Source organism: Lacrimispora indolis DSM 755 (genome assembly GCF_000526995.1).
GTDB classification, from domain to species: Bacteria; Bacillota; Clostridia; order Lachnospirales; family Lachnospiraceae; genus Lacrimispora; species Lacrimispora indolis.
In genome coordinates this window covers 5,976,854-5,992,904 of record NZ_AZUI01000001.1, presented here as the reverse complement: position 1 = coordinate 5,992,904, position 16,051 = coordinate 5,976,854, and the positions used below count along the sequence as shown (strand labels likewise).

Here is a 16,051-nt window from a genome sequence, read left to right as displayed (position 1 = left end):
GATATTATGTTTAACAGTTTGCTACAACCAGGTAATATCGGAAACGTCACACTTCAAAACAGGATGATTATGCCTGCAATGGGCAGCGGGCACGGCGGAATGGATGGCTCCGTCACCGACGATCTCATTGAATACTTTGTTGCACGGGCAAAAGGAGGCTTTGGCCTGGTCATCACCGAGTATGCATTTGTTGATCCCCCAGGGAAAGCCAATCCGGGCCAGCTTGCTATTTATTCGGATGAATTCATACCCGGCTGCAGGCGGCTGACCGATCGCATTCACAGGGAGGGAGGCAAAATCTTTATTCAGCTTCATCATGCGGGCAGGCAAACAATGAAGCAAACCACGGGTATGCAGCCGGTGGCGCCTTCGGCGATTCCCTGTCCGATGTTGGGCGGCCAGCCACGGGAACTCACCACGGAAGAGGTCTACGGTCTGATTGAGAAATTCGGTGATGCTGCGGTGCGTGCGCAAGAGGCCGGATTTGACGGAGTGGAGCTTCACGCGGCACACGGATATTTGATTGCGCAATTTCTATCCTCTTATGTGAATAAACGGACGGATGAATTTGGCGGTGACTTGATGGGCCGGGCGCGTTTTGCAGCGGAAATTATTCAAAACATCAAGAAAAAGTGCGGTGATTTCCCCGTAAGCGTCCGCATCAGCGGAGAAGAATTAGTGGAAGGCGGACGGCAGATTAACGAGACGAAAGTGTTGGCTAAACTTCTGGAACGCAGCGGTGCAGATGCGCTTCATATCTCACTTGGCACCTATGCCGTGATGCCTTATATGGTTCCGCCCAGCAATGTACCCATTGGCTTTATTACCAAATATGCTGAAGCAGTCAAAAAATCTGTTAAAATCCCCGTCATTACAGTAGGCCGTATTAACGATCCGGTGCTTGCCGATTCCCTCATTGAGGATGGGATTGCGGATTTTGTTTCACTTGGACGTGCTTCCCTTGCTGATGCGGAGTTTCCTCTGAAGGTACAGGAAAATCGAATCGACGAGATTTCTCCATGTGTAGGCTGCCTGACACGCTGCAATGGCACTCCAGGTATTTTACCGGGAGATCATGGCGTCTCCTGTATGCTAAATCCGTTTTCCGGCCACGAAAGCAGTCTGAATATCGAAGCAGCCAATTCCCCCAAGAACGTGGTTATTGTCGGCGCGGGCGTTGGCGGACTGGAGGCCGCTTGGGTCGCCGCCGCCAGAGGTCACCATGTGGTAGTGCTGGAGAAAGCAGGAAAAGCCGGCGGGCAGGTTCTGCCCGGCTGCATGCCGCCAAATAAGAGTGAACTTGCGCGCGGTATCAAATACTATCTGATAATGTGCAGGAAGTACGGCGTGGAGATACGTTACAATACCGAGGCCACCACGGAAAGCATCTTGGCATGCAAACCGGATATCGTGATACTGGCAACGGGGGCAACACCCATCTGGCCGAATATCCCCAACGAAGGAATCCGGGTGACGCAGGCAAATGATATTCTGAACGGAAATGCGCAGATGGGTTACAACAACCTCGTGGTCGGTGGCGGTATGGTCGGGCTGGAAACTGCGGAATTCCTTCTTTCGGAGAACCGCAGAGCGACCGTGGTAGAGATGCTGGACAAAGCCGGTACGGATATGAACGGGAGTGTGGCATTCTTTGTGTTCAAGACTCTGCGTGAAAGCGGGGTGGAAATTATGACAGGTACCAAGGTGGAACAGTTCACCAAAGACGGTGTTGTCTGTTCTGGGAAAGATGGTGAACTTCACCTTTCCGGTTTCGACAATGTGATTTTGGCAATTGGTTCCAGGGCTTACAATCCACTGGAAGAGAGTCTTAAAGGTAAGGTGCCTGACCTGCACGTGATCGGTGACGCGGTACAGCCGAGGCGGATCGCGGCAGCCGTAGAAGAAGCTGCGCGGCTTGCGGTAAGCATTTAGAATGTGTTATGGGTTAATGAGTGCATAAATAGGAAGAAGGGATGCAGATATTCAACTGCATCCCTTTCATTTTATATAAACATTGTGAGTTACTTGGAATACTTATTTCATTTGCATGAAGTACGCCAAAGGCATAATCAATTTCTATAAGACTGGAAGTGACATCTGGCAGTGGTAAAAATCCTGAAAGGCCGACGTGGTTTAGATATTAAGAAATTGCCTCCGTGCCTAATTCCGGCAGCAACCGTAAAATAGAATTATACCGAAGTTATAATATAAAATGAATAATAAAACGGAAGAAAAGTAATTAAAAACAGAAAAAATACAGGAAAAGAGAAAAATGAAACACTTTTTATTGACAAGAAAAAGGTAAAAGAATAAAATGTGACTTAAAATTAAATAAAGCCGCAGAAAGCAGGCATTCCATATATAAAATAACAAACCGGAAATATGGGCGGAGACTCCGGAATGGGAATTCTGCCAAGCTTTATAACTAAAAAGTTTTTCTAATTCTTTTGCAAAGGGGCAACGTCCTATATCTGTAGGAAACTTGCTCCGAACCTGATATTCTTACTTCGTAAATCCCCAGCAGATACAGGATAAAAAATGAAATCATGTGATTACGGATACGTCTGCCGTATTCTTTCGAATGCATGCCAGGATATGCGTCAATATCTGCAGACGGGCGGATCGCCGGCCAGTCTTGAATCTGGGCCATACAGGCAAACTGTTTAGATAAATAATAAGAAGAATCAGGAGGAGAAAAATTATGAAAAGAAAAACGATGGCATTATGGATGGCGATTATAATGACGGCAGCGCTGATGACCGGATGCGGCGCTTCTGCATCTGCGACAACTGCGGCATCAGAGAGTACTACAACCGCCGCACCTGCAGCAGAAGCAGAGACCACCGCCGCTGAAGCATCGACAGAAGCGGAGACCACTGCTGCTGCATCGGGAAAAAAAACAGAAATCTATGCGTTCATCGCAGCCAGCTTAAAAAACACTATGGAGAAAATCAAAGAAGATTACGAGGCGGATCATCCGGAAGTGACCATTATTTACAATGCGGACAGTTCGGGAACCCTGCAGAAGCAGATTGAAGAAGGGGCAGAGTGTGATATATTTTTCTCCGCGGCGACCAAGCAGATGAAAGCGCTGGAGGACGGCGGCCTTGTGGTGGATGGCTCTGTGACGGATCTGCTGACCAATAAGATTGTACTGATCAAGCCCGCCGGTATGGAGACAAAAGTGACCGGATTCGATAATATCACCGAAGCCTCCAGTCTTGCACTGGCCGGGGAGGATGTGCCGGTTGGCCAGTATGCCCGCCAGCTGTTCACTAATATGGGTATGCTGGATAAGGTGATAGCCATGGAAATCAATGAAGGAGCCAATGTTACGGCTGTGCTTACTGCAGTAGCTGAGGGAAGCAATGAGGTTGGTATCGTATATGCCACTGACGCGGCATCCATGGCTGACAAGGTGGAGATCATTGCCGAAGCAGATAACAGCCAGATAGAACCAGCAGTTTATCCGGTTGGTCTGGTAAAGAATGCTGAAGCGGATGATACACAGGCAAAGGCTGCAGAAGAATTTAAAACTTATTTGACTGCAGATGAGGTACCGTTGGGCCTGTTTGAAGAAGCTGGATTTAAGATAAGTAAATAAAATATACTAAAGTAACCGGGAAGGGGATAAGAATTATGAAAATCAGTGCAAGGAACCAGTTAAGAGGAAAAGTAATCAGCATTCATACAGGAGCAGTCAATGCCATTGTAGGAATTGATATCGGCGGAGGTAATATTGTTTCAGCAACCGTATCCCTGGCGGCAGTTCAGGACCTGGGACTGGAAGCAGGAAAAGACGCTTATGCAATCATCAAGGCCACTTCCGTAATGGTAGGCATTGACTAAAATTATATATGGAATAAAGTGCCAAAGGGCTGATCTGAAAACGTTATGAAGAGATGGCCTAAAACAAGTATCATGAATAAGCCCGCCTGATGGCGGGCTTATTTACTGCATCATAATCACTTCCCGGCATAGCTTTTTCTCTTTCAGAATGTGATAAATGGCATCTTTCCATTTTCCTCAATACAACTTATTTTTTTTAACCGGATGGCTCTATTTCGGGTCATAAAGAAAAGGCTGACTTTGCTTTCAAAACAATTATAGGATATGGGTGACAGGTTTTGATATCACGTGTTACAATTTCCGACAAAGAATACATATAGAAAGTTACAGGAAAATAAAGGAATTGTACATTCTGGCGGAAAAAGCGGGGATGCTCAATTTTCATTGAATGGATTAAGAAAATTCAGCAGGCTGTGCCAGACGATGGCTATATTTATTCCAGACACTTTAAGGGGGCAGGTATTTCAGGCAAAGGATATTGAAAGACATACTTCCCAGGAACGGTGCGCCGTGATATTGGCAGTGGAAAGCCCTGTAAAGCTGGGTGAATTTAGGAAGTATCTTCTTCGAAAAGGGATTCTCCAGTCTGTGGTGAATAAGATTTTCTTTGAGAATGCACAGAAATTTTAATATTTTATGAAAAAGCACAGAAGCCGTAAGAAAACTGCAGGAATAAGGAGGCAGAAGAGATGATTGTCAAAGGCGGAACCGTGGTTATGGAAGCCAGGGAAAAAAGAGCGGATATCAGGGTAAAAGATGGCGTAATTGTGGAAATTAAAGAGAATATAAGCCTGGAGGAGGGAGAAGAATCCGTAGACGCATCCGGATGTATGGTGATGCCGGGAGGAATTGATGCCCATACCCATTTTGACATGCCGGCAGCAGAGTGTAAGACCTCCGATGATTTTTTTTTCGGAACCAGAGCGGCAATCATGGGGGGAACCACAACCATACTTGATTTTGCAGAATTTCAGAGGGGAGAGAGGATGCAGGATGGCCTGGACCTCTGGCATGAGAAAGCAGACGGCCGGTCCTTCTGTGATTTTGGATTCCATATGACAGTTCCGGAATGGAAGGAAGGGACAGGAGAACAGATCCGCTCCATGATCCGGCAGGGGATCACCTCTTTTAAAGCTTATACGGCTTACCAGGACAGCATAGGGGTCCGTGACAAAGAGCTGTATCCTATGATGGAGTGTATCAAAGAGACGGGAGCGATTCTTTGTGTGCATTGTGAAAATGGAGAAGTATTGGAGTATCTGCAGAAGAAATATTTAAAAAAGAATCCAGATAATATTCGCAGCCATCCGTTGTCCAGACCTGATTTGGTGGAAAAGGAAGCTGTGTCCAGAGTCATTGATTTTGCGGAAATGACCGGTGCCAGGGTCTATATTGTCCATGTGAGCACAGGGGAGGCAAAACAGGCCATAGGCCGGGCAAAGGAACGGGGGGTGCACATTTACGGGGAGACGTGTCCTCAATATCTTCTTCTGGATGAATCCTGTTATGAACTGCCGGGGTTTGATAGTGCAAAATATGTGCTTTCACCGCCTTTGCGGAAAAAGGATAACCAGCCCGCATTGTGGCAGGGGCTTAGGGAAGGAGTGCTGGATACGGTTTCCACGGATCATTGTTCTTTCTTTTATAAAACTCATAAACACCTTGGGAAAGGGTATTTTACCAGAATTCCCAACGGAATACCGGGAGTTGAGCACCGTATGGAACTGATGCTTCATTACGGAGAGCAGCAGGGGCTGAGTCCGTGGATGATTGCCAGGGCAACGGCTGAAAATCCGGCCAGGATTTTTGGGCTATACCCCCGCAAGGGAGTGATTGGGGTGGGAAGTGACGGAGATCTTATGGTTGTAAAAACGGATTTCCCACACATGATCTCTGCGGATACCCAGAATCAGCAAGTGGATTATACGCCCTATGAAGGCTTTTGGGTGAAAAAGAAAATCAGGCATGTGTTGCTGAGAGGTCAGATTGTTGTAAAGGAAGGGAAGCTTGTACAGGAGGAACCAGGAGGAAGATTTTTAAAAAGAGAGATCAGCAGATAGAAATGAGGGGATTTCCGGATGTCGTTGAGTTATTTGAAAAAGATTCAGGATACAGTTGTCCAGTATGGGAAAATACTGTCTCAAATGGTAAATATGGATATTGTAATTGTGGATTCCGATTGCCTGCGGATTGCGGGAACCGGATTTTTTGAGCCGGAGATAGATGTCTATGTAGGGGAGACTGCATTTGTCTTTAACCAGGTCATGCGCACCAAGCGTCAGATTGTGGTTGAAAATCCGGGAGAGCATCCGCTGTGTACGGACTGCCCCCGCTGTCACCGCTGCAATGAAACTTATGAGATATCAGCTCCCATTCTGATGGATGATATGGTGATCGGTGTGATCGGAATGGTGTGTATGACTCAGGAGCAGAAGGAACTGATCCAGCCCAGGCTTACCATTTATCTGGAATTTCTGCGCCAGATCGCGGGCCTTGTGGCATCAGCGGCAAAGGAACATTTAGAATCAGAACGGAACCGTGCCCTTAACGGCATGCTTCATGAGATGGTCAACCGGGTCAGCCAGGGCATCCTGGTGTTAGATGGACATAACAGGATCACCTCTGCCAATGAGGAGGCGGAAAGGCTTTTAAAGCTGGAAAAGTCAGAAGAGCTGGAAAAGTTTGTGAAGGTGGAAATCCAGGAGACCGGAGATGAGATGAACCATCAGAAGGAGTACAAGCTTTTGGTGAACGGATCCATCTATACCGTATTTGGCACCTGTTATCAGGCGCAGGTGGGACAGGCTCCTTATGGGACCATGCTCATATTCCATGATATTAAGGTATTGCAGGATGAAATATATGAAATCACCCAGTTAAGCAGCATCAAAGCTCCGGAGCAGCTGATCGGAGACAGTCAGTCCACCAGACAGTTGAAGGAATACATTGAAAAGATTGCGGATGCAGGCACCACGGTGTTGATCACAGGCGAAAGCGGAACCGGAAAAGAGGTGGCTGCAACCTCCATCTGGAGAAGGGGAAAACGAAACAAGGAGAGGTTCATTACGATTCATTGCGGGGCCATTCCCGACAGCACCATGGAATATGAGCTGTTTGGATATGTGAAAGGCGCTTTTTCGGGAGCAGATCCCAACGGACGAATGGGGAAATTTGAGCTGGCAAACGGAGGAATCATTTTCCTGGATGAAATCGGGGACCTGCCCATCCACCTTCAGGGAAAGCTGCTGCGGGCCATTCAGGAGCATGTGATAACAAGAGTCGGATCTAACCATGAAATCCAGGTGGATGTGCGCATCATTGCGGCAACCAACCGGGATTTAAATGAAATGATCCGGCTTAGAAAGTTTCGCCGGGATTTGTACTACCGCCTGAATGTGATTCCCATTGTCATGACGCCGCTGCGAGAGAGGACGGAAGAAATCCCTCAATTTGTGCGCCATTTCAGCGCCCGTTATTGCCGGCTGTTTGGTAAAAAGCTGACCAGGATCGCTCCTGAGGTCATGGAATGCCTGAAGGAATATGACTGGCCGGGAAATGTGAGGGAATTGGAAAACTGTGTGGAATTCATGGTGAGCATGATGGGGGAAGACGGGGTAATTGACCTTTCCATGGTTGGCAGCGAGCTGAAAGATAAGATGGCCCTTCCAGGCCGGGAGGTGGGCATTACCCCGATAAAGGAACTGGAACGCAGGGAAATAATCCGTGCTCTTGATTATTACGGTTACCATACGGAGGGAAAAAAGCTGGCGTCCGCCAGACTTGGCATGGGGATCGCCACTTTGTACCGGAAGCTGGAGGAATACGGGATTGCAGGCATAAAAAATTAAAAAAATTATTTATGCAAAGGCTGGAAATGAAATTTTCAGCCTTTTATCAATTTGATAAAAAATAAATTGCTTTATAGGTCTGAGAAAGGGGAATTGGATCTGTTATCAAATTGATAATTTATAATTATTGTATATTTATTCGAAAATACAGATTAAATATGCAAAAAGTGGAATAAAATGGGTAAATATACAGGGAATATACAAAAAAAGTAGTTGACATTTTTTTGCCGATTCGTTATACTTCCATTCAAGAAAACACGTAACAAAAAAACGAAGGCGTTTTGAATCCATTAGGTTCAAAGCGCCTCTTTCTTTTTGCCGTCAGAGAGGGTGTTGTTCCATGAAAAAAAATAAAATGACTGCGGTAAAAGCCTCCTGGCTCATATTGTCGGCGGATGAAGTTTATGAGAATCATGGGTTTCTCATAGAAGATAACAGGATTTCCTCCGTTGTTCCCAATGAACGGATCACAGGGACCTGGGATGAGGATGGGGTGCTGGACTGCAGAGGGAAGATTGTATGTCCGGGCTTAATCAATGCACATATGCACCAATATGGAATTTTATCCAGAGGCTTTCCTGTTATGGGAAGTGTGACGGACTTCGATACATTTCTGGGCAATTACTGGTGGCCTTATATGGAGGACCGGATTCGTTTTAAGGCTGTGGAGATAACCTCAAGGGCATCGGCGGCAGAGCTCATTCACAGCGGCGTGACCGGATTGTGCGATACCCTGGAAGCCCCGTATTGTGAACCGGATACTCTGATCCGGCAGGGGGAAATACTGGAAGAGCTTGGAATCCGCGGGATCGTTTCCCTGGAAAGCAGCCAGCGCATTGATGAAGCCAACGGACAGTTTTGTCTTTCTGAAAATGCCAGGGCTGCGCAATATTTTAAGAAAAAGCAGGGATTGGTGGAAGGGGCGGTCTGTACCCATACAACATTTACCTGTAACGACGGATTTATTCGCCAGGCAATGGAGCTGGCGGAAGGTATGGACGTAATGTACCAGTTTCATTTGTCGGAAAGCCGGCACGAACCGGAAAAAGCAGCATTCAGGAACATGCGGCCCGCCCAGATTTACGGCAGCCTTGGAGTCCTTGGACCGAGAACCCTGGCTTCCCAGTGTGTGAAGCTGGATTCTTCGGAAATCAGCCTGCTGGCCGAAAAAAAGGTAAAAACCGTACATATGCCCATCAGCAACTGCGAGGTGGGAGGAGGAATTGCTCCCATTGTATCCATGCTGGAGGCGGGCCTGACGGTAGGACTTGGAACCGATGGATACATCAATGATTTTTTTGCCGTCATGAAGGCTGCTTTTTTAATCCATAAGGCGGCCCTGGAAAAAACCGAGGTCATGGCTGCATCGGAGGTCTTTCGCATGGCTACGGAATATGGGGCCGGATGTCTTGGCTGGAAAAGGTGCGGAAAATTAACCCCCGGTTTTTATCCTGACTTTATTGTCTTAAAAGATGAGTTTTTAACTCCTGTTACAAGAGAAAATATATTTGACCAGATCGTAGTTCACGGAAAAAGGGATTATGTGGACCGGGTGGTGGTAAACGGCAGAATTCTCGTCGATAAAGGAATTCTTCTGAACATGGATGAAGAGAAAATTAACGCAGAGATGCGGGAATTTGCAAAGGAATTCCGGGAGGGAGCCGTATGAACACATCAATATTCGGGATAGAGCTCCAGTCCCCTTTTATCGTAGGATCAGGGCCCTTAAGCTATAATGCGGAAGGCATGATCCGGCTTCACCGGACCGGCGCCGGAGCAGTGGTGACTAAAACCATCCGTCTGGAAAAGGCAGTAAACCCGGTGAACCATATGGTCCGGTGTGAAAAGCAGGGGCTGATCAATTGTGAGAAATGGTCGGATTATGACTCCGGATTCTGGCTTGATGGAGAGCTTAAAAAGGCGGTGGACGCCGGAGTGGTGTGCATTGCCAGCGTAGGACACACTCTGGAGGAAAGCTCACAGATTTTAGAACGGCTGGAACATACAGGAGTTCCCATGGTCGAACTGGTATCCTATGACAGAAAAGAACTGGTTCCCATGATACGGGATGCAAAAAAGAGAGTATCCATTCCTGTTCTATGCAAGCTGTCGCCCAATGTTCCTGATTTTCTGGAAATGGCGGAGGCCTGTATGGCTGCCGGTGCCGATGGATTTACGGCATGTGATTCCATGGGACCTGCGTTGAGAATTGATATTGAAACCGGGCAGCCTCTTGTGGGAGGTACAGACGGATATGGCTGGGTGACCGGTTCCTCCATTCTTCCATTTATTGAACAGAAAATCTGTGAACTGCGGAAAGTCTGTCATTTGCCCATTATAGGTCTGGGAGGAGTGATGAAGTGGCAGGATGGAATTGAACTGGTCATGGCAGGAGCGGATTATATCGGTGTCTGTTCCGCACTGATTATGAACGGACCGGAATACCTTTTCAAACTGCAAAAAGGGGTGGAAGGCTATCTTGCCGGCCATGGATTTCAGTCTTTAAAGGAAATCCGGGGAACGGTCCATCAGTATCTTCCGGAACCGCCCGGCACAGATTTTCAGATGGGTTTTGAAAAATCCCGCTGCACCAGATGCAATATGTGCATAAAGGCATGTGCTTATGAGGCCAGGGGATTTGACGAAGAGGGGAATATGATTTTGGATATGGAACGGTGCCGGGCCTGCGGCCTGTGCCTGACCATGTGTCCAGTAAAAGCGATTTTCAGAAACACTCCGTAAAATTTAAGAAACGAGGACATGAACTGATGCTGAGTGAAGAAAGAGGAAATGCGGTTATTGATCTATGCAGAAAACTGATCCGGGTGAGAAGCTATTCCGGAGAGGAAAAGGAAGTCTCTGACTGCTTAAAGGAGTTCATGGAGTCAAACGGCTTCCATGAGGTAGCGGTGGACCGGTATGGAAACACCATCGGACACATAAAGGGAAACCGTCCGGGAAAGAGGATTTTATTTGACGGACACATGGATACCGTACCCATTACCCGGGAAGACCAGTGGCAGGCCCCTCCCTTAAGTGCTGACATAAAGGACGGGAAAATTTATGGAAGAGGAGCTTCGGATATGAAAGGCGCTCTGGCGGCCATGGCCTGTGCGGCGGCTGATTTTGCCAGGGACTGTCAAAATGATTTTGCCGGAGATATTTATGTGGCAGGCGTGGTCCATGAAGAATGCTTTGAAGGTCTGGCTGCAAGAGAGATCAGCGCTTATGCAGAGCCGGATTATGTGGTGATCGGCGAAGCCTCCCAGCTAAACTTAAAAATAGGCCAGAGGGGGCGGGCGGAAATTGTGGTGGAAACCTTCGGCGTTCCGGCCCATTCTGCAAATCCTGAGAAAGGAAATAATGCGGTTTATCAGATGGTGAAGGTCATTGAGGCCATTAAGGCCTTAGAGCCTCCTGAGCATCCGGTTCTTGGAAAAGGAATTCTGGAGCTGACGGACATCAAGTCCAGTCCATATCCCGGAGCCTCCGTAGTGCCGGAATACTGCCGCTCCACCTATGACAGGCGGCTTCTGGTAGGGGAAACCAGGGAAAGCGTTCTGGAACCCATTCAAAAGCTTCTGGAAGGGCTGATGGAAGAAAATCCCTGGATTCATGCAAAAGTCTCCTATGCCATTGGCAGAGAAATGTGCTATACAGGCAATCCCATAGAAGGTGAGCGCTTCTTTCCAGGCTGGCTGTATGAGAAGGACAGCGATTTTGTTCAGGCGGTTTACCAGGAGCTTCAGACGGCGGGTTATACTCCTGAAATCACCCAGTACAATTTCTGTACCAATGGAAGCCATTATGCAGGGGAAGCGGGAATTAAGACCCTCGGGCTTGGACCCTCAGAAGAATGTCTGGCTCATACCATCAGCGAGTATGTGGAAATACAGCAGTTGAAAAAAGCTGCGGACTGTTATTACCTGACTATGAAGGCTTTGCTTGATGAAACCAAAAAAAATATTTGACAATTGGGATTTACATATGGTATTTTACCTGTAACGAGGGCGTTAACAGAAATGTTTCCGCCCTCGTTTTTTTAATTAAATACAGGTAGATTTGTTAGCCGTAAATTACATCACTGATGTAATTCGTAAATCCTTATCTCATTTATCCATTTAATCAGAATGCCGTACTCTGTTTTCAGGACGGTCTGAAAGGATAAATGCAGTAAGGATTTTTTATTTCATGGAGAGAGGAAATGGGAATGAAAATATTAAAATCCATATCAAAACCAATTTTATCCATTGTGCTGGCGCTGCTCATAGGAGCTGTTGTCATATTTCTGGTAGGGGAGGATCCCGGGGAAGTTTATCTGGTTATGCTTGAAGGCTCCTTGGGAACTCAGAGAGCAATCGCCTTGACACTGGTTAAGGCCACTACCTTGATCTTTGTAGGAATGAGCTATGGCTTTGCCTATAAATGCGGTCTGATCAACATCGGTATTGAAGGCCAGCTTTATATGGGAGCGTTGTTTGCGGTCTGTCCTGCAGTTTTTTTAAAGCTTCCGCCCCTGCTTCACATTCCTCTCAGCCTCTTTTGCGGATTTCTGGGAGGAGGGTTATGGGGAGGCCTGGCCGGCTTTCTGAAAAACCGGTTTGGCTCCAATGAGATGATCACTACGGTCATGCTGAACTATGCGGCCATTTATTTCACCTCATATATGGTGAACGGTCCCATTCAGGAAGCAAAAGGAGCCTACCCTCAGACGGACAGCATCCAGCCGTCGGCCCAACTGATGAACTTAATTCCCAAAACCCAGTTAAATATCGGCCTGCTGGTGGCTTTACTGGCCCTGGCTGTATATTTCCTGTTCTGGAGGTACACCTCCAAGGGATACGAAATGAGCATGGTAGGCTCCAGCAGCGAAGTGGCCCGTTATGGTGGGATTTCCGTTAAAAAGACAGTATTCCTGTCCATGTTCGTGGCAGGGGGCCTGGGAGGCCTGGCCGGCTGTATGGAGGTTATGGGAGTTCAGCACAAGCTGATTGCAGGACTGTCCGCGGGCTATGGCTTTGACGGCATTGCAGTTTCTCTCCTGGGAAATAACGGAGCGGCAGGAATCCTGTTTTCTTCCATTTTGTTCGGAGCCCTCCGAAGCGGAGGAAATGCCATTCAGATGTTTACCAAGATACCGGTTGCTGTAATATACATTTTGCAGGCTTTGGTCATCCTGTTCGTGGTGGCTGATGTGTTCAGAAAGAGACAAGGAAGGAGATAAGCAATGGAAGAAATGTTCGGCTTTTTGAAAGTTGTGATCAACACGTCAACTCCAATTCTGTTTGCAACACTTGGAATTCTGCTGATGCATTTATCCGGCGTTTTAAACATCGGCGCAGAAGGGATGATGCTTATGGGAGCCTTTTCCGGAATGGCAGGGACCTATCTGTTTGGAAATGTCTGGTACGGCGCCCTGTTTGGAATGGCGATTACAGGTCTTATGGGACTGGTGTTCGCATTTTTTACCATAACCATGAAAGCAAACCAGACCGTAGTAGGCGTTGCCTTTAACATACTGTCCATCGGACTTACCACCACCCTGTACCGGATGCTGTTCGGCATCGGCGGCTCTACGCCCCAATTGACCGGATTCCGTCCGGCTGCCGCAGGACTTACACTTCCGGTCTATATGGGGATCGGAACGGTTCTTCTGTTAACGTTCTTTCTTTATAAGACAAAGCCGGGACTTAAGATCCGGGCTGCGGGGGAAAATCCCAGGGCAGTGGATTCCATGGGCTTAAGTGTACCGGGAATCCGGTATGCCGGCACTGTAGCCGGCTCCATGCTGATTGGTTTTGGCGGCGTGTACTTATCTATGGGAATCCTGTCCTTTTTTTCAGAAGAAATGGTAACAGGACGGGGCTACATTGCCCTGGCGGCGGTGATCTTCGGCCGGTATACGGCAGTGGGTTCCCTGCTTGCAGTTTTGGTTTTCGGTGTGGGAGAGGCTTTTGTTTACCGTCTCCAGGCAATTGGAAGCGGGATACCCACCCAGTTTATTTTGATGATTCCGTATGTACTTACGGTTATCATAGTAGCCGGATTCGGAAAAAAATCAAACGAACCGGAGGCTCTTGGCCAGCCTTATGAAAAGGCCAGGTAACCAGTTTTTCACACGAAGCAGGAGGAGAAAAAATGATGAAGAAATCTATGTTTTTCAAAGTGACCGCAATGGCGGCAGCAGCCCTGATGAGCCTTTCCATGGCCGGCTGCGCAGGAAGTACAGGAAGCTCCGCAGACAGCCAGACCACCGGAGCAGCTTCCCAGGCAGCATCTACTGAGGCAGCAAAAGGCGAGGCTGGGACTACAGCCGCTTCCCAAATGGCTCCGGAAGATTATAAAGTGGCTTTGCTGCTTCCGGGTACGGTAAATGACAAGGGATGGAACCAGGAGGCCTATGAAGGACTGGAGCAGATTGAAAAAGAAATCGGCTGTCAGGTAACCTATTCAGAAAAGGTTGCTCCTACGGATTATGAAAATGTATTCCGGGGCTATGCGGACCAGGGCTTTCATCTGATTATCGGACATGGATATGAATTTGCGGATGCGGCCATGAAGGTAGCTCCCGATTATCCTGATTCCATGTTCTGCATTACCAGTGCGGATATATACCAGGAGCCCAATGTATGCTCTCTGGAAAACTTAAATGGTGAGCAGGGATTTTTAGCCGGAGCGGTAGCAGCCATGGCCACCAAAAGCGGTGTAGTAGGTTCTGTCGGCGGAATGGAAGTGCCCTCAATCGTTTATTTTAACCAGGGCTTTGTACAGGGAGCTGCCTATGTAAATCCGGAGGTAAAGGCTCTGACCGCCTTTACGGGAGACTTTGATGACGCGGCAAAGGTAAAGGAACAGGCAAATGCATTTATCCAGCAGGGAGCTGATGTGATCACCCATGATGCCGATGCTGCAGGACTTGGAATTTTTGAATCTGCAAAGGAACATGATGGGGTATATACCATTGGTTCGGTAGGCGACCAGTACGAGCTTCTTCCTGAAAAGACCCTGACCAGCGCAACGAACCAGATCAGCAAGGCAATCCTTCTGGCTGCCACATATCAGGTTGCAGGAGAGTTAGAACCCATTTCCTATAAATTCGGTATAAAGGAAGAGGTAATCGGCCTGGCAGATTTCCGGGATTTAAAATCTGTCTTTACAGAAGAGCAGTTAACGGAACTGGAAGAAATACAGAAACGGATTGTAAACGGTGAAATCAAAATTGAGGTTTCTGCACAGTAATTCATAGTTGAGGAGAATAGTATGATGAAAAAATCTATGATTTCTAAAGTGTCCGCAGTGGCAGCAGCAGCCCTAATGACCGTTTCACTGGCTGGCTGCGCAGGAAGTACGGGAAGCACGGTAACCAGTGCTCCACCTGAAACAACCCCTTCCGTAACGGAAACCTCCGCTGAGGCCGAGGCTTCCGCCTCTTCCCAGACAGATGCAAAAGATTATGAGGTAGCTTTGCTGCTTCCGGGTACGGTAAATGATAAGGGCTGGAACCAGGAGGCCTATGAAGGCCTTCAGATGATTGAAAAGGAAACCGGCTGCCAGACAGCCTATTCAGAAAAGGTTGCTGCAACAGAATATGAAAATGTGTTCCGGGGCTATGCGGATCAGGGCTTTAACCTGATTATCGGCCATGGATATCAATTTGCAGATGCGGCCATGAAGGTGGCTCCCGATTATCCTGACTCCATGTTCTGTATAACCAGTGCAGATGTGTATCAGGAGCCTAATGTGTGCTCTCTGGAAAACTTAAATGGAGAGCAGGGATTTTTAGCCGGAGTGGTAGCGGCCATGGCTACAAAAAGCGGAGTGGTGGCTTCCGTCGGTGGTCTGGAGATTCCCGCAATTGTTTATTTCAACCAGGGCTTTGTACAGGGAGCAGCCTATGTAAATCCGGATATAAAGGCTCTGACAGCTCTTACCGGAAACTTTGATGATGCGGCAAAAGTAAAGGAACAGACAAACGCATTTATCCAGCAGGGGGCCGATGTGATCACCCATGACGCCAATGCTGCAGGGCTTGGAATTTTTGAAGCCATAAGGGAAACTAATGGAATATACGCCATTGGTTCCATACAAGATCAATATGATCTGCTTCCTGAAAAGACTCTGACCAGTGCCACTAATCGCATCAGCAAGGCAATTCTTCTGGCTGCCCAGTATCAGCTTGCCGGAGATTTAGAACCGGTGTCTTATAAGTTCGGTGTGAAGGAAGGGGTAATTGGCCTGTCTGATTTCCGGGAATTGAAGTCAGTGTTTACAGAGGAACAGTTAACGGAAATTGAGGAAATAAAGAAAAAGATTTCAAATGATGAAATCGAAGTAGAGGTTTCTTTACAATAACC

Annotated in this window: 13 protein-coding genes; all 13 read left to right on the top strand. The window is 47.5% G+C overall.

The genetic code is table 11. The annotated features are described in order from the left end of the window. The first annotated feature begins 6 nt into the window (after positions 1-6). A complete protein-coding gene (locus K401_RS0129055) occupies positions 7-1,932 on the top strand; it encodes an oxidoreductase (protein ID WP_029701080.1) in 1,926 nt (641 codons plus the stop codon). Positions 1,933-2,701: 769 nt separating this feature from the next. Then, entirely contained in the window at positions 2,702-3,604 is a 903-nt protein-coding gene (gene modA / locus K401_RS0129050; protein WP_024296244.1) for a molybdate ABC transporter substrate-binding protein, read from the top strand. Between the two features lie 35 nt (positions 3,605-3,639). Beyond that, complete coding sequence (locus K401_RS0129045; protein ID WP_024296243.1) at positions 3,640-3,849, top strand: TOBE domain-containing protein; 210 nt, start codon at positions 3,640-3,642, stop codon at positions 3,847-3,849. Between the two features lie 384 nt (positions 3,850-4,233). Beyond that, complete coding sequence (locus K401_RS33110; protein WP_166435304.1) at positions 4,234-4,479, top strand: hypothetical protein; 246 nt, start codon at positions 4,234-4,236, stop codon at positions 4,477-4,479. A 59-nt stretch (positions 4,480-4,538) separates the two neighbouring features. After that, positions 4,539-5,909 carry a dihydropyrimidinase gene (gene hydA / locus K401_RS0129030; protein WP_024296241.1) on the top strand — a complete coding sequence of 457 codons (1,371 nt, stop codon included), beginning with the start codon at positions 4,539-4,541 and terminating at the stop codon, positions 5,907-5,909. An 18-nt stretch (positions 5,910-5,927) separates the two neighbouring features. Then, positions 5,928-7,697 carry a sigma-54-dependent Fis family transcriptional regulator gene (locus tag K401_RS0129025; protein ID WP_024296240.1) on the top strand — a complete coding sequence of 590 codons (1,770 nt, stop codon included), beginning with the start codon at positions 5,928-5,930 and terminating at the stop codon, positions 7,695-7,697. Positions 7,698-8,037: 340 nt separating this feature from the next. Next, entirely contained in the window at positions 8,038-9,366 is a 1,329-nt protein-coding gene (locus tag K401_RS0129020) for an amidohydrolase family protein (protein WP_051464105.1), read from the top strand. After that, positions 9,363-10,439, top strand: a complete 1,077-nt coding sequence (locus K401_RS0129015; RefSeq protein ID WP_024296238.1) for a 4Fe-4S binding protein — start codon at positions 9,363-9,365, stop codon at positions 10,437-10,439. The genes K401_RS0129020 and K401_RS0129015 overlap by 4 nt, the downstream gene beginning before the upstream one ends. A 26-nt stretch (positions 10,440-10,465) precedes the next feature. After that, the gene (locus K401_RS0129010; protein WP_024296237.1) at positions 10,466-11,668 is read left to right on the top strand and encodes a YgeY family selenium metabolism-linked hydrolase; all 1,203 of its coding nucleotides are present in this window, start codon (positions 10,466-10,468) and stop codon (positions 11,666-11,668) included. Positions 11,669-11,907: 239 nt separating this feature from the next. Beyond that, positions 11,908-12,921 (top strand): ABC transporter permease, encoded by a 1,014-nt coding sequence (locus K401_RS0129005; protein WP_084493163.1) that lies wholly within the window; start codon positions 11,908-11,910, stop codon positions 12,919-12,921. A gap of 3 nt (positions 12,922-12,924) precedes the next feature. Beyond that, complete coding sequence (locus K401_RS0129000; RefSeq protein ID WP_024296235.1) at positions 12,925-13,803, top strand: ABC transporter permease; 879 nt, start codon at positions 12,925-12,927, stop codon at positions 13,801-13,803. A gap of 32 nt (positions 13,804-13,835) precedes the next feature. Then, positions 13,836-14,936: a BMP family protein gene (locus K401_RS0128995; protein WP_024296234.1), complete on the top strand. Its 1,101-nt coding sequence runs from the start codon at positions 13,836-13,838 to the stop codon at positions 14,934-14,936. Positions 14,937-14,957: 21 nt separating this feature from the next. Beyond that, a complete protein-coding gene (locus K401_RS0128990) occupies positions 14,958-16,049 on the top strand; it encodes a BMP family protein (protein WP_084493023.1) in 1,092 nt (363 codons plus the stop codon). Positions 16,050-16,051 lie beyond the last annotated feature (2 nt).